At 69.3% G+C, this 19,456-nt stretch carries 19 protein-coding genes; all 19 read left to right on the top strand.

The features are described 5' to 3' along the window. The 19 genes from MK181_06225 (at position 1) to carB (ending at position 19,419) form a co-directional block, all read left to right on the top strand. The gene (locus MK181_06225) at positions 1 to 1,323 is read left to right on the top strand and encodes a replication-associated recombination protein A (protein MCH2419395.1); all 1,323 of its coding nucleotides are present in this window, start codon (positions 1 to 3) and stop codon (positions 1,321 to 1,323) included. Next, positions 1,310 to 1,747, top strand: coding sequence for a hypothetical protein (locus tag MK181_06220; protein ID MCH2419394.1), 438 nt, complete (start codon positions 1,310 to 1,312; stop codon positions 1,745 to 1,747). The genes MK181_06225 and MK181_06220 overlap by 14 nt, the downstream gene beginning before the upstream one ends. Beyond that, a complete protein-coding gene (locus MK181_06215) occupies positions 1,747 to 2,034 on the top strand; it encodes a hypothetical protein (protein ID MCH2419393.1) in 288 nt (95 codons plus the stop codon). The genes MK181_06220 and MK181_06215 overlap by 1 nt, the downstream gene beginning before the upstream one ends. Before the next feature lie 54 nt (positions 2,035 to 2,088). Further along, positions 2,089 to 4,683 (top strand): alanine--tRNA ligase, encoded by a 2,595-nt coding sequence (alaS, locus tag MK181_06210; GenBank protein MCH2419392.1) that lies wholly within the window; start codon positions 2,089 to 2,091, stop codon positions 4,681 to 4,683. 55 nt (positions 4,684 to 4,738) lie between these two features. Continuing rightward, positions 4,739 to 5,137: a Holliday junction resolvase RuvX gene (gene ruvX / locus MK181_06205; GenBank protein MCH2419391.1), complete on the top strand. Its 399-nt coding sequence runs from the start codon at positions 4,739 to 4,741 to the stop codon at positions 5,135 to 5,137. Continuing rightward, positions 5,134 to 6,360, top strand: a complete 1,227-nt coding sequence (gene mltG / locus MK181_06200) for an endolytic transglycosylase MltG (GenBank protein ID MCH2419390.1) — start codon at positions 5,134 to 5,136, stop codon at positions 6,358 to 6,360. The genes ruvX and mltG overlap by 4 nt, the downstream gene beginning before the upstream one ends. After that, positions 6,353 to 7,222 (top strand): shikimate dehydrogenase, encoded by an 870-nt coding sequence (aroE, locus tag MK181_06195; protein MCH2419389.1) that lies wholly within the window; start codon positions 6,353 to 6,355, stop codon positions 7,220 to 7,222. The genes mltG and aroE overlap by 8 nt, the downstream gene beginning before the upstream one ends. A gap of 111 nt (positions 7,223 to 7,333) precedes the next feature. Continuing rightward, positions 7,334 to 7,888 carry a shikimate kinase gene (locus MK181_06190; GenBank protein ID MCH2419388.1) on the top strand — a complete coding sequence of 185 codons (555 nt, stop codon included), beginning with the start codon at positions 7,334 to 7,336 and terminating at the stop codon, positions 7,886 to 7,888. Beyond that, on the top strand, positions 7,885 to 8,889 hold the full coding sequence (locus MK181_06185) for a 3-dehydroquinate synthase (GenBank protein ID MCH2419387.1): 1,005 nt from the start codon (positions 7,885 to 7,887) through the stop codon (positions 8,887 to 8,889). Before MK181_06190 ends, MK181_06185 begins: the two co-directional genes overlap by 4 nt. 49 nt (positions 8,890 to 8,938) lie before the next feature. Continuing rightward, complete coding sequence (aroQ, locus tag MK181_06180; protein ID MCH2419386.1) at positions 8,939 to 9,382, top strand: type II 3-dehydroquinate dehydratase; 444 nt, start codon at positions 8,939 to 8,941, stop codon at positions 9,380 to 9,382. After that, positions 9,379 to 10,482 (top strand): Xaa-Pro peptidase family protein, encoded by a 1,104-nt coding sequence (locus MK181_06175; protein MCH2419385.1) that lies wholly within the window; start codon positions 9,379 to 9,381, stop codon positions 10,480 to 10,482. The genes aroQ and MK181_06175 overlap by 4 nt, the downstream gene beginning before the upstream one ends. Positions 10,483 to 10,522: 40 nt before the next feature. Continuing rightward, the gene (gene efp / locus MK181_06170; protein ID MCH2419384.1) at positions 10,523 to 11,086 is read left to right on the top strand and encodes an elongation factor P; all 564 of its coding nucleotides are present in this window, start codon (positions 10,523 to 10,525) and stop codon (positions 11,084 to 11,086) included. Positions 11,087 to 11,096: 10 nt separating this feature from the next. Continuing rightward, the gene (gene nusB, locus MK181_06165) at positions 11,097 to 11,525 is read left to right on the top strand and encodes a transcription antitermination factor NusB (protein ID MCH2419383.1); all 429 of its coding nucleotides are present in this window, start codon (positions 11,097 to 11,099) and stop codon (positions 11,523 to 11,525) included. Continuing rightward, on the top strand, positions 11,522 to 12,082 hold the full coding sequence (locus tag MK181_06160) for a GNAT family N-acetyltransferase (GenBank protein ID MCH2419382.1): 561 nt from the start codon (positions 11,522 to 11,524) through the stop codon (positions 12,080 to 12,082). The genes nusB and MK181_06160 overlap by 4 nt, the downstream gene beginning before the upstream one ends. A gap of 111 nt (positions 12,083 to 12,193) precedes the next feature. Then, a complete protein-coding gene (gene pyrR, locus MK181_06155) occupies positions 12,194 to 12,712 on the top strand; it encodes a bifunctional pyr operon transcriptional regulator/uracil phosphoribosyltransferase PyrR (GenBank protein MCH2419381.1) in 519 nt (172 codons plus the stop codon). After that, positions 12,709 to 13,722, top strand: a complete 1,014-nt coding sequence (locus MK181_06150; protein MCH2419380.1) for an aspartate carbamoyltransferase catalytic subunit — start codon at positions 12,709 to 12,711, stop codon at positions 13,720 to 13,722. The genes pyrR and MK181_06150 overlap by 4 nt, the downstream gene beginning before the upstream one ends. After that, the gene (locus MK181_06145) at positions 13,719 to 15,011 is read left to right on the top strand and encodes a dihydroorotase (protein MCH2419379.1); all 1,293 of its coding nucleotides are present in this window, start codon (positions 13,719 to 13,721) and stop codon (positions 15,009 to 15,011) included. Before MK181_06150 ends, MK181_06145 begins: the two co-directional genes overlap by 4 nt. After that, positions 15,008 to 16,129: a glutamine-hydrolyzing carbamoyl-phosphate synthase small subunit gene (gene carA / locus MK181_06140; protein ID MCH2419378.1), complete on the top strand. Its 1,122-nt coding sequence runs from the start codon at positions 15,008 to 15,010 to the stop codon at positions 16,127 to 16,129. The genes MK181_06145 and carA overlap by 4 nt, the downstream gene beginning before the upstream one ends. Continuing rightward, entirely contained in the window at positions 16,129 to 19,419 is a 3,291-nt protein-coding gene (carB, locus tag MK181_06135) for a carbamoyl-phosphate synthase large subunit (GenBank protein MCH2419377.1), read from the top strand. Before carA ends, carB begins: the two co-directional genes overlap by 1 nt. Positions 19,420 to 19,456: the final 37 nt, after the last annotated feature.

The following is a 19,456-nucleotide window of genomic DNA, read 5'->3' as shown; positions in this document are numbered from 1 at the left end:
GTGTCCGGAGACCTGTTCGCCAGCGCCGCCCAGGAGCGCCTGGCCAGACGGGCCCCGCTGGCGGACCGCCTCCGTCCCACTCGCCTCGACGACGTCGTCGGCCAGGAACACCTGTTGGGCCCGGACCGTCCGCTCCGAAGGCTCATCGAGGGTGACCGCCTCTCGTCGGTGATCCTGTGGGGGCCACCGGGCACCGGAAAGACAACCGTGGCCCGCCTGATCGCCCGGGTCACGGCGGCGGAGTTCACCGAGCTTTCGGCGGTCAGCGCCAGCGTCAAGGACGTCCGGGAACTAGTGGCCCGGGCTCAGGCCCGGCTCGGTGAAAGTGACGTGGGCACCATCCTGTTCCTGGACGAGGTGCACCGGTTCAACAAGGCCCAGCAGGACGCCCTGCTCCCGTCGGTGGAGTCGGGTCTGTTGGTTCTGATCGGAGCTACTACCGAGAACCCGTTCTTCGAGGTCAACGCCCCACTGATGTCTCGATCCACCTTGTTCCGGCTCGAGCCCCTGGCCCCGGAGGCCGTGCGGAGTCTGCTGAAGCGGGGCCTGGCCGCCGAGGAGGTGGCGGCCGACGACGACGCCCTGGACCTGCTGGTGGACCGGTCGGCCGGTGACGGTCGCCACGCCCTGACCAGCCTGGAGGTGGCCGCAGCGCTGGCTGTCGGACGTGGCGGCGACCGGGTGTCGATGGTCGACGCCGAGGCGGCGCTAGGCACCAAGGCCCTGCGCTACGGCCGCGACGAGCACTTCGACGTCATCAGCGCCTTCATCAAGAGCATCCGCGGCTCCGACGTTGACGCCGGCCTCTACTGGCTGGCCCGGATGCTGGATGCCGGCGAGGACGCCAGGTTCATCGCCCGCCGCCTGGTCATCCTGGCCAGTGAGGATGTCGGCATGGCCGACCCGATGTCCCTCGTAGTGGCCGATGCTGCGGCCCGGGCCGTTGAGTTCGTGGGCCTGCCCGAGGCCGGATTGAACCTGGCTCAGGCCGTGGTACACCTGGCCACGGCTCCCAAGTCCAATCGGGTCACCGTGGCCCTGGGCCGGGCCGGGGTCGACGCCCGGGCGTCGGGGGTCGGCGAGGTACCGATGCACCTCCGCGACGCCCATTACCGGGGGGCGGCTCAGTTGGGACACGGCGACGGCTACCGGTACCCCCACGACGACCCCACCGGGTGGGTGGACCAGCGCCACCGTCCAGACGAGGTGGAGGGCAACGTCTACTACGATCCGTCATCACACGGCGCGGAGAGCGAGGTGGCCGAGCGGATGGCCGACCGCCGCCAGGCCGACCGGGGAGCGGAGAACGATGGGCGCAGGTGACGTGGCAGCGGTGTTGGTCGCCGCGGTGTGCCTGGTCGCCGTGGCCGTGCTGGTGGTTGCCGTGTCTTCCCTGGTGCGGACCCTGCGGTCCCTGCGCGAGACGGTGGACGTACTCCGGGAACAGACCGTTCCCCTGGTGGCCGACCTCAGGGCGGCCGTGGACCACGCCACCACCGGGTTGGACCGGGTCGACGAACTGCTGGATACCGCCGAGAGCATCTCGACCACCGTGGACGCCGCATCCCGGCTCACCTACCGAGCCTTCTCGCCTCCCCTCATCGGGGCGGCCGCCGTCTCGGCCGGCATTGGCCGGTTCGTCCGCCGACTCAGGGGCGGCCCGCTGGCCACCGGGCCGGGCGACGCCGTCGTGGAGGCCGGTGCAGTGGAGTTGCGGCGTGGCCGGCGCCGGGGCGGGGCGGCCTGATGCGCAGGCGCCTGGCCTGGTTGCTCGGAGGCTGGCTCGTCGGTACGGCGACCGCTGCGTGGCTCCGGCGTCGAATCCGTCGCGGCGTGGAGCGCTACACACCGGAACACCTGCGCCGGGAGGTGGCCGACCGGGGTACGGACATGCTGCGCAGCGTCCGCCGGGTCGCCGGAGAGGTCACCGACGCCACCCGCGATGGGCGCGACGAGGTCCGTCGGACACGCCACACCCTGGACCACGAGTACGGCGCCCGGCGTCGCCACCGTCCCTTCCGGTCGGTGGGCTGACCGGTCCCGTCGCGGTCCGCCAACCCCCCGCCCGGTCCCTAGGCTGGGCCGACCATGACTACCGCGTCCGACCCGGAGTCCCTGCCGACCGCCAACGGGGTGCGGCGCGCCTTCGTCGACTTCTTTGGCGGGCACGGCCACCACCACGAAGCCTCGGGCAGTCTGATCCCGCACGACCCGACGCTGCTGTTCACAGTGGCCGGCATGGTTCCGTTCAAGCCGTACTTCGTAGGTGAGCAGCCGGCCCCATGGCCCCGGGCCGTCACCGTCCAGAAGTGCGTCCGGGCCGGAGGAAAGCACAACGACCTTGACGAGGTGGGTCGAACCAGCCGTCACCTGACCTTCTTCGAGATGCTGGGCAACTTCAGCTTCGGCGACTACTTCAAGTCCGAGGCCTGCGCCTTCGCCTGGGAGTTCGTGACCGCCAACCTGGGCCTCGATCCGGAGCGGCTGTGGATCACCGTCCACGTCAGCGACGACGAGGCCGAGGCCATCTGGCGCGACGAGGTGGGGGTGCCCGCCGAGCGCATTCAGCGCCTAGACGAAGAGAACTACTGGCGGATGGCCGACACCGGCCCATGCGGGCCCTGCTCGGAGATCTTCTGGGACAAGGGCCCGGACTTCGGCGAGGACGGAGGCCCCGCCCACGGCGGGGACGAGCGGTTCATCGAGATCTGGAACCTCGTGTTCATGCAGTTCGAGCAGCACGACGACGGGTCCATGACGTCGCTGCCCGCCCCGTCCATCGACACGGGGGCCGGCTTGGAGCGCATCCTCAGCGTGCTGGAGGGCGTCGACTCGGTTTGGGAGACCGAGGAGTTCTCGCGCCTGCTCGGCCGGATCGGTGAGCTAAGCGGGGTGCCCCACGGATCGTCGGATCGCACCGACGTGTCACAGCGGATCCTGGCCGACCACGCCCGGTCGTCCACCTTCCTGATCAGCGACGGCGTCTTCCCCAGCAACGAGGACCGGGGTTACGTGCTGCGTCGCATCATCCGGAGGGCCGTACGCCACGCCTGGCTGCTCGGAGTGCAGGACCCGATCATGCCGGAGCTGGTCGACGCGGTGGTAGGCATCATGGGCTCCGACTACCCGGAGCTAGAGCGCAACCACGCCTACGTACGCGATGTACTGGACCGCGAGGAGGCCCGGTTCCGCGAGACCCTACGGACCGGATTGGCCATCCTCGACGACGCCCTGGACGGGGTAGGCGAGGGCGGCCGGCTGGACGGCGACGTGGCCTTCAAGCTGCACGACACCTACGGGTTCCCCCTGGAACTGACCGAAGAGATCACCGCCGAACGGGGCGTCGAGGTCGACCTGGAGGGCTTCCGGGTCGCCATGGCCGACCAGCAGCAGCGGGCCCGGGCGGCCCGCAAGGAGGCAGGAGGCACGGCGACGGCCGGCGACCTCCGGGCGGTGCTGGAGGCCAACGGTCCCACCGAGTTTGTGGGACGGGAGGAGGAAGAGGCCGACGCCACGGTCCTGTTCTCCGACGGTGGAGTGGTCGTGCTGGACCGCACCCCGTTCTACGCCGAGTCCGGTGGCCAGATCGGCGACACCGGGACGCTTGTATCGGGGTCCGGCACTGCGAGGGTGGTAGACACCACGCTGGCGCTCGACGGCCTGCACCAGCACCACGTCGAGATGGTAGACGGGACCCTGGAGGTAGGCGGCGTGGTCCGAGCCGCCATCGACGCCGATCGTCGGACGGCCATCCGCCGTAACCACACCGGAACCCACCTCCTCCACTCGGCGCTCCGCCGGGTCCTGGGCGACCACGTCAAGCAACAGGGCTCCTATGTCGGCCCCGATCGGCTGCGCTTCGACTTCAGCCACTTCGAGGCCCTGACCCCTGAGCAGGTAGTCGCGGTGGAGGACCTGGCCAACGCCGACGTCCTGGCCAACCCGGCGTGTCGTCACTACGAGACAACGAAGGAGGAAGCCGAGCAGGCAGGGGCCATCGCCTTCTTCGGCGACAAGTACGGCGACCAGGTCCGCGTGCTGGAGGCCGGCCCCCACTCCACGGAACTGTGTGGCGGGACCCACGTGGCTGCCCTGGGCGACATCGGGCCGCTGAAGATCGTCGCCGAGGGTTCGATCGGCTCCAACATCCGACGGATCGAGGCGGTGACCGGCACAGCACCCATCGACCGTCTGCGGGCCGCCGAGGCCGTCCTGGACCAGGCGGCCGACATGGTCGGCGTGCCGGTCGACGACCTACTGGACGGCGTCCAGAAGCGGGTCGATGAGTTACGGGCCCTTCGCCGCGAGCTGGACGAGTGGAAGCGCCGGGTGGCGCTGGGACGGGCCGACGAGTTGGCCGCCACGGCGGCCGACGGCGTGGTCGCCACCCTGGTCGACGACATTGACCGCGACGGGCTGCGCGACCTGGCCATAGCCGTCCGGGACCGGGACGGCGTACGGGTCGCCATCCTGGGCACGGCCCCCAAAGAGGGAGGGGCCGCCCTGGTGGCCGCCGTGACCCCCGACAGCGGACTGGACGCCGGCGCCCTGCTGGTCGACGCGGCCAAGACCATTGGCGGGGGCGGTCGCTCCAACCCCGAGGTGACGATGGTGGGCGGCAAGGCCCCCGAGCACCTAGCCGACGCCCTCGAACAGGCACGGGCCGCCGCCCACGCCGGCTAACCGACCGGTGCGGGCCCTCGGCCTCGACCTCGGCTCGAAGCGCGTCGGCGTCGCGGTGAGCGACAGCGACGGGCGGGTGGCCACCCCAGTCGAGGTCCTCCAGCGCACCGGGGATCGAAAGGCCGACCACCGGGCCGTTTCCGCCCTCGTCGAGGAGTGGGAGGCCGCTGTCGTAGTGGTCGGGATTCCGTACTCGCTGGACGGCACGCTCGGACCAATGGGCCGGTCGATGACCGCCGAGGCCGCCGACCTGGCTGCCCTCCTGCCCATTCCAGTCGAGACCTACGATGAGCGCCTGACCACGGTGACCGCCGAACGCTCGCTGCGCGAACAGGACGTGCGCGGCCCGGACCGGCGCAGGGTGGTCGACATGGTGGCTGCCGCTGTGATGCTCCAGGCCTGGCTAGACGGTCGGGCGACGGGCGGGGAGATGCCGGGAACGGAGGACGGGTGAGCGACGACGGACGGGGAGGACCGCCCGGTTCCGGTTCCGAACCGTTCACCGACCCCTATCCGTCGGGTCCGGTGATCGACGAGAGCATCCGACCCGACGTGCGCTGGGTGCGGCACCGGTCGACCCTCGGACCCCTGCCCCGCTGGGGTCTGGTCCTCGTCGTGGTCCTGATCGGACTACTGGTCGGCTACCGGATGTTCATGGACTGGGTCAGTGACCAGATGACACCCTCCGACCTGCCGGGGCTCGAGGTGGAGTTCACCATTGTCGAAGGTTGGAGCACCAACGACGTCGTGGCCTCTTTGGGCGACGTGGACGTGATCGACAACCCGGCCATGTTCCGCCAGTGGATGCGTTGTCCGATGGGCGTCCGGTGGTTCATCGACTGCGAGCCTGGGGTGGAGTACTCGTTCCAGGCCGGCGATTACGTGCTGCAGGAACACCTGTCGTTCGAGGCCGCGGTGGACCTCTTGAACCTCGGACCTCTGCCCGAGGAGGTCATCCGGGTGACGGTGCCCGAAGGACTGACTTTGGAACAGATGGTGGCCCGGCTGCTGAGCGACATGCCGCTATTTGAGGAAGAGGAACTGAGGGTCGCCCTGACCAGTGACCGGCTGGCCTGGTCGCACTACCCTCGCCGACTCTCGTACCGGCTGGTTGAGGGGCTGCTGTTCCCCGACACCTACCAGTTGGACGAGGCCACGGTCAGCGACGAGCTGGGGTTGGTGGTCCGGATGCACCAGCAGTTCCTGCGGGTCGTCGACGAGTTGGACCTGGAGGCCCGGGCTTCTGCTGTGGGCCTGACCCCGTACGAGGCGGTGATCTTGGCCTCCCTGATCGAGGAGGAGGCCTTACTGGACGTGGATCGGCCCCGGATCAGCCGGGTCATTCACAACCGGCTGACCTCCGGATGGCGTCTTGGCATCGACGCCTCCACCCGGTACGCGGTGGGCAAGACGGCCGGCGAGGCCATGGACGAGACGGACCTAAACGTTGTCTCGTTGTGGAACACCAGGGTGGTGGTGGGCCTACCGCCCACGCCCATATCGGCTCCTGGGCGGGCCTCCCTGGAGGCTGCCGTGGAACCGGAACCCGGTCCGTGGATGTATTACGTCCGTACCGACGAGGGTGGCATTCCGGGGGCACATACCTTTGCCGTGACGGCATCCGAATTTGAGGTGGCCCGGCGGGTCTGCATACAGAAGGATCTGGGTTGTGGGTGACCTGACCGACGACCGACGACCACCGATCTCCGGGGAGACGCGTCTAGCAGCCGTGATCGGCGCGCCGGTGCGGCACTCCCTGTCGCCGACCCTTCTGAACGCGGCGTTTGCCGAGGCCGGGCTGGACTGGCACTTCACGGCCCTGGAGGTAGCCGAGGGTCGGGCCGGTGAGGCGTTGGACGCCGCGCGCGCTCTAGGCCTGGTTGGTCTCTCTGTGACCATGCCCCACAAGGCAGCGGTATCTGCTGCGGTGGACGAACGGACCGAACAAGCAGAAGTGCTTGACGCCGTGAACTGCGTGGTGGTCGAGGGAGACCGCTTGGTCGGCCACAACACTGACGGGGACGGGTTCCTCGACGGTCTACGCCACGACACCGGCTTTGACCCGTCGGGCCGCAGCACGGTGGTCCTGGGGGCCGGGGGAGCGGCACGCGCTGTCGTCCTGGCTCTGGCCAGAGCTGGGGCGGCCGAGGTGGCGGTAGTCAACCGCACGGCATCCCGCGCCGAGGTAGCCGCAGGCCTGGCCGGTCCGGTCGGCCGAATGGTCGGGCCAAATGAGGTGTCCGAGGCGGTGGCCGCTGCTGACCTGGTGGTCAACGCCACCTCAGTGGGGATGGCCGACGACGGCGCACTACCGGTAGACCCTGCATCGGTAGCCAACGGGGCGCTTGCCGTGGACCTGATCTACCACCCGCCGGAGACGGCCTGGTTGGCGGCTCTACGCGGTCGCGGGATCGAAGCCCACAACGGCCTGTCGATGCTCGTGTTCCAGGCGGCGCACGCTTTCCGCCTGTGGACGGGATCCGAGGCACCGGTGGCGGTCATGGACGCTGCCGCCCGCGCCGTGCTGGCCACTCGCTGATCCAACCCACAGGATCAGGAAGGTTGACCGATGTACCGCCTCATCGTCCTGACCTGTCACGGCGGCCAGAATCATCCCAGCCGCCGCGACGGCCATCGCTAGCCTGTTCCGATGGACTCCGAGCCCACCGTGACGCCCCCCCGCCACCTGGCACTGGTCGGCCTGATGGGGGCCGGCAAGACGGCTGTCGGAGCCTCGGTGGCCTCTCGTCTGGGTTGCCGCCACGTAGACCTAGACCGAGCGGTAACCCAGTTGGCCGGACGCTCCATCGGTGTGATCTTCCACGAAGGCGGAGAGGAAGCCTTCCGCGACCTGGAAGAGCAGGCCCTGGGCCTCCAGATGCAGGCCGTGGACCCCATCGTGTTGTCCACCGGCGGAGGCGTCCTGGGCCGGGAAACCAACCGGGCGGTTTTAGCCCAGGAGGCAACTGTGGTGTGGCTGCGGGCCACACCCGAGACGCTGGCCGCCCGGGTAGGCGACCCATCAAGCCGCCCCCTGCTAGCCGACAGCGATCCGGTCGAAGCACTGCGACGTCTGGCTTCCGAGCGGGCCCCGGCCTATGAGACAGCCGCCGACACGGTGATCGACACCGATGGGTTGGACATCTCGATGGTCGGCGCCCTCGTGGTGGACGCCTTGCCGGCCACCGACGGAGCCGTCCGATGATCCGCCTCGAGGTGGCACTGCCCGAAGGCCGGTCCTACCCCGTGCTGGTCGGCCCGCAAGCAGCGGAGGAACTGGCTTCGGTACTGCCGTCCGGGGTCCAACGGGTCGCTGTCGTCACCCAGTCCGACATTCCCGTTGCCGTGGACCCGGGCGTGGACCACCGAATCTTTCCCATCCCGAACGGTGAGACGGCCAAAACACTGTCCACCATCGAGGAACTCTGCCGGGCCTTCGCAGCCTGGGGCCTGACTCGCGGCGACGCCGTGGTCGGCGTAGGCGGAGGGGTGGTCACCGACGTGGCCGGCTTCGCCGCCGCCTCCTACCACCGCGGCCTGCCCGTGGTTCACGTCGCCACCACACTGCTGGCCCAGATCGACGCAGCGATCGGTGGCAAGACCGGCGTCAACCTCCCAGAGGGCAAGAACCTGGTCGGCGCCTTCTGGCAACCGGCAGCCGTGCTGTGCGACACGTCCACTCTGGACACCCTGCCCGCACGCGAGATGCGCTGCGGCCTGGGCGAAATGGCCAAGTACCACTTCCTCGGGGGCGACGACCTAGCCGACCTGGCCTTCGACCAGCGGGTGGCCCGCTGCGTAGAAATCAAAGCCGGCATAGTGGCCGCCGACGAGCGAGACGCCGGACGAAGAGCCGTCTTGAACTACGGCCACACCCTCGGCCACGCCATCGAGAGCACCGGCCATTACGACCTCCGCCACGGCGAAGCGGTAGCCATCGGCCTGATCTACGCCGCCGAACTGGGCCGAGCCCTCGAACGAATCGACAGCGACCGGGTAGCCGAACACCGAAAGATCGTGGACGGCTACGGCCTTCCCGGCTCGCTACCCGAAGGCGCCCAAACCGACGACCTGATGGCCGCCATGGCCCGCGACAAGAAAGCCGTCGACGGCCTGACCTTCGCCCTGGACGGCCCGACGGGCATCGAGGTGGTAGCCAGCATCGACCCAGGACTGGTACGCGACACCCTCGAAGCCGTCCGATGAGCAACAACCGGCGACCGGACCAAACAACTGTCGTGGGAAGATGTCGACCATGAGCGACCGCACCGTGCTCCTCCTGTCGGGACCGAACCTGAACCTGCTGGGCGAACGAGAGCCGGACATCTACGGATCAGCCACCCTGGACGACCACGTGGCCGGCGCCACGGCAGCCGCCGCTGCCCGGGGTCTGGCCCTGGAACACGTCCAGTCCAACCACGAAGGCGAACTGGTGGACGCCATCCACGACGCCCGGGGAAGGTGCGCCGGCATCGTGGTCAACCCAGGGGCCTTCACTCACTACGCGTGGGCTATACACGACGCATTGGCGGCCTTCGACGGCCCAATCGTGGAACTCCACCTCTCCAACCCGGCAGCCCGCGAACCATGGCGCCACACGTCGGTGGTAGCCCCGGTGGCCGACGGGACAATCGCCGGCTTTGGAGCTGCCGGCTACCGGATGGCAGTCGAGGCGGTGGCCGACCTCCTAGACGGGTGAGCGACGGAACGGTCGACGGGCTGCCGCCGCTGGCTGTGGCCGACCGGCTCGACAGCCTGCGCGCCCTGTTCGACGACGCCGGGGTCGACGCCCTGCTGGTCACCGGAACGACCAACGTCCGCTATCTGACCGGCTTCACGGGCTCCGCGGGAAACCTGTGGGTCGATGACCGGCGAGCCGTACTGATCACCGACGGGCGATACAGCGAACAGGCCCCAACCCAGATAGCTGACGCAGGAACAGCGGTCGACGTCGAGGTAGTCGGAGGTGGCGATCGGTCACCGGTCTCGGCTCTGGCCGACGGGTCGACGCGGATCGGCCTGGAAGCCCGATCGGTCACATGGTCCGAACAACAGCGCCTAGCCAAACTGCTGGACGACGACCCGGTAGCCACCGACGGCCTGGTCGAGGCACTGCGAGAGGTCAAGGACGACGGCGAGGTAGCACGAATCGCCACCGCGGCAGCCATTGCCGACCGGGCACTAGCCGAAGTGCAACCGACCATGGTCGCCGGCGCCGTGGAGGCCGACCTGGCCCTGGCCCTCGACCACGCCATGCGGACCGGCGGCGCGTCGGACCGGGCGTTCGAGACAATCGTGGCTGCCGGCCCCAACAGCGCCCTGCCCCACGCCCGACCCGGCTCCCGACCACTGGCCGACGGAGACCTCGTGGTGTGCGACTTCGGGGCGGTGTTCGACGGCTACCGGTCCGACATGACCCGCTCCTTTCGGGTCGGAGGGCCGGGCTCCGGCCAGGAAGCCGACCTGCTGTCCGCCGTCCTGGACGCCCAGGAGGCCGGACTCGCTCTGGTGGCCGATGGCGTGCCCCTCGCCGAGGTGGACGCCGCCTGCCGCACTTCGTTGGACGCCGCAGGACTAGGGGAGGCCTTCACCCACGGCACCGGCCACGGCGTCGGCCTAGACATCCACGAGGGCCCGGCAGTCTCGTCAACCGCCACTGGTACCCTGCGGACCGGCCAAGTGGTCACCGTCGAACCGGGGGCCTACCTGGGTGGCTTCGGCGGCGTGCGATGGGAGGACACGGTGCTGGTCACCACAGAGGGCCACCGTGCGCTCACCCGTTCACCGAAGGACCCGTGAGGCCGACCCTCCCCATCACCCATCCTCGCTCGGAGTCACCATGCCCACCATCACCACCAACGACCTGAAGAACGGCATGACCCTGGAACTCGACCGGGACCTGGTGCAGGTCGTCGAGTTCCAGCACGTCAAACCGGGCAAGGGCCACGCCTTCGTCCGTACCACGCTGCGCAACGTCCGGACCGGGGCCGTTGTCGACCGGACATTCCGGGCCGGCGAGAAGGTCGAACGGGCCATGATCGACAAGCGGTCGATGCAGTTCCTGTACCGGGACGGTGCCGACTACGTGTTCATGGACGACGAGACCTACGACCAGCGCAACCTCGCCCCAGCAGCCCTCGGCGCCGCCGCCCAGTACCTGGTTGAGCAGGCCACGGCCCTAATCCTGCTGTTCGGCGAGGAGGTGATCGGGGTGGAGCTCCCGGCTGCCGTGGAACTGGTAATCACCGAGACCGAGCCCGGGGTGCAGGGCGACCGGGTGTCGGGTGCCCGCAAGCCGGCCACCCTGGAGACGGGCCTGGTTGTACAGGTCCCCCTGTTCATCGAGAGCGGCGAGCGGGTCAAGGTCGACACCCGCTCCGGCGAGTACCTCAGCCGGGCCTGACCACCCCACCATGTCCCGGTCCAACGACCCGATGGGCTCCCGCCGGGAGGCCCGCGAGACGGCCCTCGAGATTCTGTATGCCGCCGAGGCCCGGGAAACCGACATTCTTGAGGTGCTGGCCGCTCAGCCGGTCGTTCCTGCCGACTATGCGGTGACCCTTGTGGAAGGCGTCGCGGCCTCGCTGGACGAGTTGGACGGCGTCATCGGCCGGTACGCAGAGGGATGGACGACCAACCGGATGCCCGCTGTGGACCGGGCCCTGCTGCGCATGGCCGTCTACGAACTGGCCCACCGGGACGACGTACCCACGGCGGCTGTGCTGGCCGAGGTGGTTGAACTGGCCGGCGAGTATTCCACCGAGCGGTCGTCGCGGTTCGTGAACGGCGTGGTGTCAGGGATCGCCGGGGAACTTCGCGGGTCGGAGGGCGACCCGGCGTGATTGCCCTGCCGCTGCCCGAGCCACCGCTGGCCGGGACGCGGTACGGCCTCCGGCTCTGGGCACCGGAGGACGCATCGGCACTGGCAGCCGCCTGGGCAGACCCGGAGGTACGCCGCCGGATGCCGGTCCCTGATCCGGCCGACGAGGCGGCAGCCGCCGACTGGATTGGCGGGTGTGCCGGTCGCCGGACGGCCGGCTTGGCCCTGGACCTGGTGGTCGTGGACCTCTCTGAACCGGACCGGGCTGTTGTGCACGGCGAAGTAGGCCTCTCGGCAGTGGACCGTGATCGGGGGACGGCCCGGATCGGCTGGTGGACCGCCCCGGCCCACCGCCGCCGGGGAGTGGCCACCGAGGCGGTGAGCCTGCTGGCCCAGTGGGCCCTGGGCCCGCTGGGGTTGGAAGCGCTGGTGGCCGAGGTAGACCCCGACAACGCCGGCTCGCTGGCCGTGGCCCGGACGGCCGGCTTCGAGGACCTGGGCCGCCCGGTGGACGGCCGGACCGTCCTGATGGCCCGACCCTCGGGGGTCGTGGGAGGCGGGGCCACCGGGCGCGTGTAGGCTGCCCCCTCGACCGTGAAGCGGGTCCCGCGAGGCCCGAACGGATCGAGGAGAACGAGGCCGATGGCCGAAAGAGAGCGACGCCAAACGCCCCCGTTCGGGGGCGTTTTTGTGTCCCACGCGCGGATCATGACCGCCGACGACATGGGACGGGCCGTCCGACGGATGGCCCACGAGGTGATCGAGCGGAACCACGGTCTGTCCGAGGTGGTGGTCATCGGGCTGCAGACCGGCGGGGTCCCGGTCGCCGTACGCCTAGTCGAAACCCTCGAGGAAATCGAGGGGATCCGACCTCCGCTCGGCACCCTGGACGTGGCCCTCCACCGCGACGACATCGGCCTTAGGCCGGTCGTTCCCGAGGCAGCCACCGAGCTTCCCACCGACCTGGACAGCCGCATCGTGGTGCTGGTCGACGACGTGTTGTTTACCGGTCGGACTATCCGGGCCGCGCTGGACGCCATCTGCGACTTCGGCCGGCCCCGGTCGATCCAGTTGGCCGTCATGGTCGACCGCGGGCACCGGGAACTGCCCATCCGACCCGACTTCGTCGGCAAGAACCTGCCGACACGTCGCGACGAGGTGGTCGACGTCCACGTCACCGGGGTGGACCTTGGGGTGATGGAGAAGTGAGCGCCACCCTGGAGTCCCCACCCAGGGGCGGCCTGGGACGGCACCTCCTGGGAATCGACGGCATGTCCCGTTCGGACCTCGAGGAGATTCTGGACCTCACCGACACATTCGCCGAGATCGGCCGACGGCCCATCCCGAAGGTCCCGGCCCTGCGGGGCCGGACGGTGGCTACTGCCTTCTTCGAGAACTCCACCCGCACCCGCATGTCGTTCGAGACGGCAGCCCGCCGGCTTTCGGCCGACACGGTGGCCTTCAGCGCCGGCTCATCGTCGCTGAGCAAGGGCGAGAGCCTGCGCGACACGGTGGAGGTCGTGGCCTCCTACGGCGCCGATCTCCTGGTGGTCCGCCACGCCATGGCCGGCACCGCCCACCGGGTAGCCGACTGGACCGAATTGTCGGTAGTGAACGCCGGCGACGGCTGCCACGAACACCCCACCCAGGCCCTGCTGGACTGCTACACGCTGCGAGAGCAGCGGGGTTCGCTGGACGGGATGCGGATCGCAATCGTGGGCGACGTCCGCCACTCCCGGGTGGCTCGGTCCAACATCCTGGCCTTCACCGCTTTGGGCGCCGAGGTGGTGCTGGTGGCCCCCGCCACCCTGCTCCCCCCGGCCATCGAGGGCTGGCCAGTCACCGTGTTACACGAACTCGACCCGCTGCTCGTGGACCTGGACGCCGTATACCTGCTCCGGATACAGCGGGAACGCATCACCGAGGGCCTCATCCCCTCGCTACGCGAGTACGCCAACGACTTCGGTCTGAGCGCCGACCGAGTGGCTCGCATGCGGTCCGACGCCCTCGTGCTCCATCCCGGACCCACCAACCGGGGGGTGGAGATTTCTGCCGAGGCGGCAGCCGACCCCCGCTCGGTGATCCTGGATCAGGTAGTCAACGGGGTCTCGGTCCGGATGGCCGTCCTCTTCCGGCTGCTCGGCTCGGGCCAGCAACTGGTAGCCGCCGACGCTGAGCCCGTAGGGGACGACGCCCGACCCGAGGGAGCCGACCGGTGAGCGTGGTCCTGCGCGGAGGGCGCATCATCGACCGAGACGGCGAACGCACGCTAGACGTCGAGGTGGGAGACGACGGTCGGATCGCCGCCGTAGGTACCGGCTTGTCGGGTGATGTGGAACTGGACGCCTCGGGCTGTGTGATCTCGCCCGGGTTTGTGGACCTCCACGTCCACCTCCGGGAGCCGGGCCAGGAGGAAGCCGAGACCATCGAGACGGGGGCCCGGGGCGGATCGCTGGGGGGCTACACCGCCCTAGTGGCCATGCCCAACACCGACCCGACCACCGATTGCGTGGCTGTAGTCGAACAGGTCCGGACGCTGGGAAGACGGTCAACCTGCGAGATCATCCCCTCGGCTGCCATGACGGTGGGCCGACGGGGCACCGACATGGCTCCCATGGGGGAGTTGGTAGACGCCGGGGTGGGCATCTTCACCGACGACGGGACCGGCCTCCAGGATCCCCGCCTCATGCGCCGGGTCATGGAGTACAGCACCGGCCTGACCGGCCGCCTAGGCCGTCCGGTGGTCCTGGCCCAGCACTGCGAGGTCACGGCCCTTTCAACCGGAGGCTTCATGCACGAGGGAGAGTGGTCGTCCCGTCTCGGGATCCCTGGCCAGCCGGCCGAGTCCGAGGAGCTCATGGTCATGCGCGACATCGCCCTGGTGCGCCTCACCGGGGCCCACACCCACTTCCAGCACTTGTCCACCGCAGCGTCGGTAGCCATGGTGCGGGGGGCCAAGGCCGCCGGGCTTCCGGTGACCGCCGAGGCCACCACCCACCACCTCACCCTCACCGACGCGGCATGCGCCTCCTACAACCCAGTATTCAAGGTCCACCCGCCACTGCGCACCGACGCCGACGTACAGGCCATACGAGACGGGCTGGCCGACGGGACCATCGACGCCATCGCCACCGACCACGCGCCGCACGCCCCGCATGCCAAGGAGCTGCCGTTCGATCAGGCCCCACCGGGGATGCTGGGCCTGGAGACGGCCTTCGCCCTGACCCTCGGCGAGTCGGGGCTGGACCTACCCGAGGTGCTGGCCCTGCTTTCCTGGAAGCCAGCGGCCATCGCTGGGGTGGCCGACCGGCATGGCGCGCCGATTCTGCCCGGGAATCCGGCCAACCTATGCGTGGTTGATCCCGACGAGGTCTGGAAGGTCTCCGGCGCGGCTATGGCCAGCCGGAGTTGCAATACCCCGTACGAGGGCCGCCACCTGCGGGGTCGGGTCCGCCACACTCTCCGCGCCGGCGAACCGGTCGTGGTGGACGGCGAGGCCCGCCGGTGAGCCGTCGGACGGTCACCGAAGCCGCCCTGGTCCTGGCCGACGGCGAGGTTTTCGAGGGTGAGGCCATCGGCGCCGAACCGGACGGCGGCGTTGCCACCGGCGAAGTGGTGTTCAACACGGTGCTGGCCGGCTACCAGGAGGTGGTCACCGACCCGTCGTACGCCGGGCAGATCATCACCTTCACCGTGTCCCACATCGGGAACTACGGCGTGAACGACGACGACCACGAAAGCCGCCGCCCCTTCTGCCGGGGCGTTGTGGTGCGCGACCTGGCCCGCCGGCGCAGTAACTGGCGGTCCACCGGGGACCTGGACGGGCTGTTGCAGGCCCACGGCGTTCCCGGGATCGCCGGGGTGGACACCCGGAGGCTCACTCGTCACCTCCGCGACGCCGGGGCCATGCCCGGGGCCTTCGGTACTGCCGACGTAGCCACCCTGGCTGCCGCTGCGGCGGACGAACCCGGGACCGACGGGATCGACCTGGTGGCCTCAGTGACTTGCGACGTCCCGACCGTGGTGGCCTCCACGGGTGGCGCCCGGCGCATCGTGGCCTACGACTTCGGCATCAAGGCCACCATCCTGCGCCATCTCTCCGGCCTGGGCGAGGTCACCGTCGTTCCGGCCTCCACCCCTGCTGCCGACGTACTGGACCGGAATCCCGACGGGGTTTTCCTATCCAACGGCCCCGGTGATCCCGGTCCGCTGGACGACATCCGTCTCAATATCGGGGCCCTGCTCGGAGCGGTCCCCGTCTTCGGCATCTGCCTGGGCCACCAACTACTGGCTGGCACCCTGGGCGCCGAGACCTACAAGTTGCCGTTCGGCCACCACGGCGGGAACCACCCCGTACGCAACCTGTCGACCGGAGCGGTGGAGATCACCAGCCAAAACCACAACTACTGCGTGGCCGAGGGGTCACTCCCGGCGGCCGAGCTGACCCACGTCAACCTCAACGACCAAACCGTAGAAGGGATCCGCTGCCTTGACGTGCCGGCGTTCAGCGTGCAGTACCACCCGGAGGCCGGCCCCGGCCCCCACGACAGCCGCTACCTGTTCGACGAGTTCGAAGACCTGATGGCCTTGGTCCGCGGCCCGGCACCGACCGGAGGTCGGCGCTGATGCCCCGTCGGAACGACATCGGGAGCATCCTGCTCATCGGCTCGGGTCCCATCGTCATCGGCCAGGCCTGCGAGTTTGACTACTCGGGCACCCAGGCCTGTCGCGCTCTGCGCGAGGAGGGCTACCGGGTCGTCCTGGCCAACTCGAACCCGGCGACCATCATGACCGACCCGGACTTCGCCGACGCCACCTACGTAGAGCCACTCCGCCTCGACGTCATGGAGGCCATCATCGCCCGGGAGCGTCCCGACGCCCTGCTGCCTACCTTGGGCGGTCAGACGGCCCTGAACCTGGCCATGGAACTGGCCGAGGCCGGGGTACTGGACCGGTACGAGGTGGAGCTCATCGGGGCCGACGCTGAGGCCATCGCCACGGCCGAGGACCGGGAGCGGTTCAAGGTGGCCATGCAGGAGATCGGCCTGGTCGTGCCCCTGTCAGGCATCGCCCACACCATGTCCGAAGCCCGGACGGTGGTGGCCGATATCGGCCTCCCGGTGGTTATCCGCCCCGCCTACATCCTGGGGGGCCGCGGGACCGGCATCGCTTCCAACCCTGAGGAGTTCGAGGCAGCGGCCGCCAAGGGCATCGAGGCCAGCCCCATCTCCGAGATCCTGATCGAGAAGTCGATCGCGGGGTGGAAGGAATACGAGCTGGAGGTAATGAGGGACCGGGCCGACAACTGCGTGGTCATTTGCTCCATAGAGAACCTCGACCCGATGGGCGTCCATACCGGCGACTCCATCACCGTGGCCCCCGCCCAGACACTGTCCGACGTCGAGTACCAGCAGATGAGGGATGCTGCTTTCGCCTGCCTGCGCCGGGTGGGCGTTGAGACGGGCGGGTCCAACGTCCAGTTCGCCGTGGACCCGGCCACCGGTCAGCAGGTCATCATCGAGATGAACCCACGGGTAAGCCGCTCGTCGGCCTTGGCCTCCAAGGCCACCGGTTTCCCGATCGCCAAGATCGCCGCCAAACTGGCCGTCGGATACACGCTGGACGAGATCCCTAACGACATCACCCGGGAGACACCAGCCGCCTTCGAGCCGACCATCGACTACGTGGTGACCAAGATCCCGCGGTGGGCTTTCGAGAAGTTCCCCGGCACGTCTGGTGTGCTGGGGACGTCCATGCAGTCGGTAGGAGAGGTCATGGCTATCGGCCGGACGTTCGCCGAGTCGTTGCAGAAGGGCATGCGGTCCCTGGAGAACGGCCGCCTCGGCCTAAACGGCGATCCGGCTGAGGCCGCCCTGGACGCCCTGGACGACGAGGCCCTGTTGGCCGCCGCCATGGTGCCCACGCCGGCCCGAGTCGCCCAACTAGAGGTCCTGCTGCGCCGTGGGGTGGATCCCGACGTGGTGCACCAGGCCACCTGGGTGGACCCCTGGTTCCTCGACCAGATCCTGGCCATCAGCGAAGAGCGCCTGCACCTGGAGTCGGTCGGACCCGATGCCATGGGACGAGGCGACTGGCGGCGGGCCAAGCAGATGGGCTTCTCGGACGCCCAGCTGGCCCATCTGTGGGACCGGGACGTCGCCGACGTGCGGTCAGATCGCGAGGCGGCCGGGGTGCGCCCCACCTACAAGACGGTCGACACCTGCGCAGCGGAGTTTGCCGCCGAAACGCCGTACCACTACTCGGCCTGGGAGGACGAGGACGAGGTCCGGCCGTCCGACCGGCCCAAAGTGATGATCCTGGGGTCGGGCCCCAACCGGATCGGCCAGGGCATTGAGTTCGACTACTGCTGCGTGCACGCCAGCTTTGCTCTGCGGGAGGCCGGCTTCGAGACGATCATGGTCAACTGCAACCCGGAGACCGTGTCGACCGACTACGACACCAGTGACCGCCTCTACTTCGAACCGCTCACCCCGGAGGACGTGGCCAACATCATCGATGCCGAGCAGCCGATGGGCATCATCGTCTCGCTGGGCGGCCAGACCCCGCTGAAGCTGGCCGCCACACTGCCCCCCGAGCTGATCGCCGGCACTAGCTCCGCGTCGATCGACCTGGCCGAGGATCGCGAGCAGTGGAACGCCCTGTGCCGCGACCTGGGAATTCCCCAACCCCCGGGCGGTACGGCGGTGGACGCCGATGGGGCCCTGGCCATCGCCGCCCAGGTGGGGTACCCGGTGCTGGTCCGCCCGTCCTACGTGCTTGGAGGTCGGGCCATGGAGATCATCTACGACGACGCCCAGATGGTCCGGGCCATGGCCGAAATGAGCGATTTCGGCAGCCTGGGCATCGAGGGCGGCCTGTCGGCCGAGCGCCCGGTGCTGGTGGACCGCTTCCTGGAGGACGCCACCGAGGTCGACGTGGACGCCGTTCGCGACCGTCTCGGTGACGTGATGATCGGTGCCGTCATGGAACACGTAGAGGAGGCCGGCGTCCACAGCGGCGACAGCGCCTGCGTGATCCCGCCACCCCACCTGTCGGCGTCCGTGGTGGCCCGCATCGAGGACCACACGCTGGCTATCGCCGAGGCGTTGGACGTCCGGGGTCCGATCAACGTCCAGTTCGCCGTGAAAGACGATGAGGTCTACGTGATCGAGGCCAACCCCCGGGCGTCGCGGACCGTGCCGTTTGTGGCCAAGGCCACCGGCGTGCCCTTAGCCAAGGTGGCCAGCCGAGTGATGATGGGGGCCACCCTGGCTGAGCTGCGAGACGAGGGCTTGCTGTGCGAGCGGGTGGTCGGCGACCACGTGGCGGTAAAGGAGGCAGTCCTGCCGTTCAACCGGTTCCCGGAAGCCGACCCGGTCTTGGGGCCGGAGATGCGGTCCACCGGAGAGGTCATGGGGATCGATCTGACCACCGGGTTGGCCTTCATGAAGTCCCAGATCTCGGCCGGTGGCGCCCTGCCCGAGTCGGGGACCGTCTTCCTGTCGCTGGCTGACCGGGACAAGGTGGTGGGCTTGGAGGCAGCCCGAGGCCTACAGGACCTGGGCCTGGGCGTGGTGGCCACCAGCGGTACGGCCGAGTACCTCCGGGCCAACGGGGTGCCGGTCGACACCGTGGTGGCCAAGCTTGGTGAGGAGGGCACCGACGCCGTGGAACTGGTCCGGTCGGGCGCTGTCCAGATGGTGGTCAACAGCCCCCGCGGTCGTGGCCCCCGGGCCGACGGCGAACACATCCGCGCCGCTGCGGGCGCCCAGGGGATTCCTCTAATGACCACGGCCAACGCTGCTCTGGCCGCCGCCCGTGGGCTGGCCGATTGGCAGCGCTTCCCGTTGGCCGTCCGAACGCTGCAGGAGTACCACCGGGGTGTGCGGCGCTCGGAGCAGGAGATTGTCCAGTGAGGGGGCGTGGGCCGACCGTCGACCTCACGACCCGAGT

The organism is Acidimicrobiales bacterium, assembly GCA_022452035.1.
GTDB lineage: Bacteria > Actinomycetota > Acidimicrobiia > Acidimicrobiales > MedAcidi-G1 > UBA9410.
Note: the sequence above shows the minus strand (reverse complement) of the source record. Positions and strands in the feature narration are given on the sequence as shown.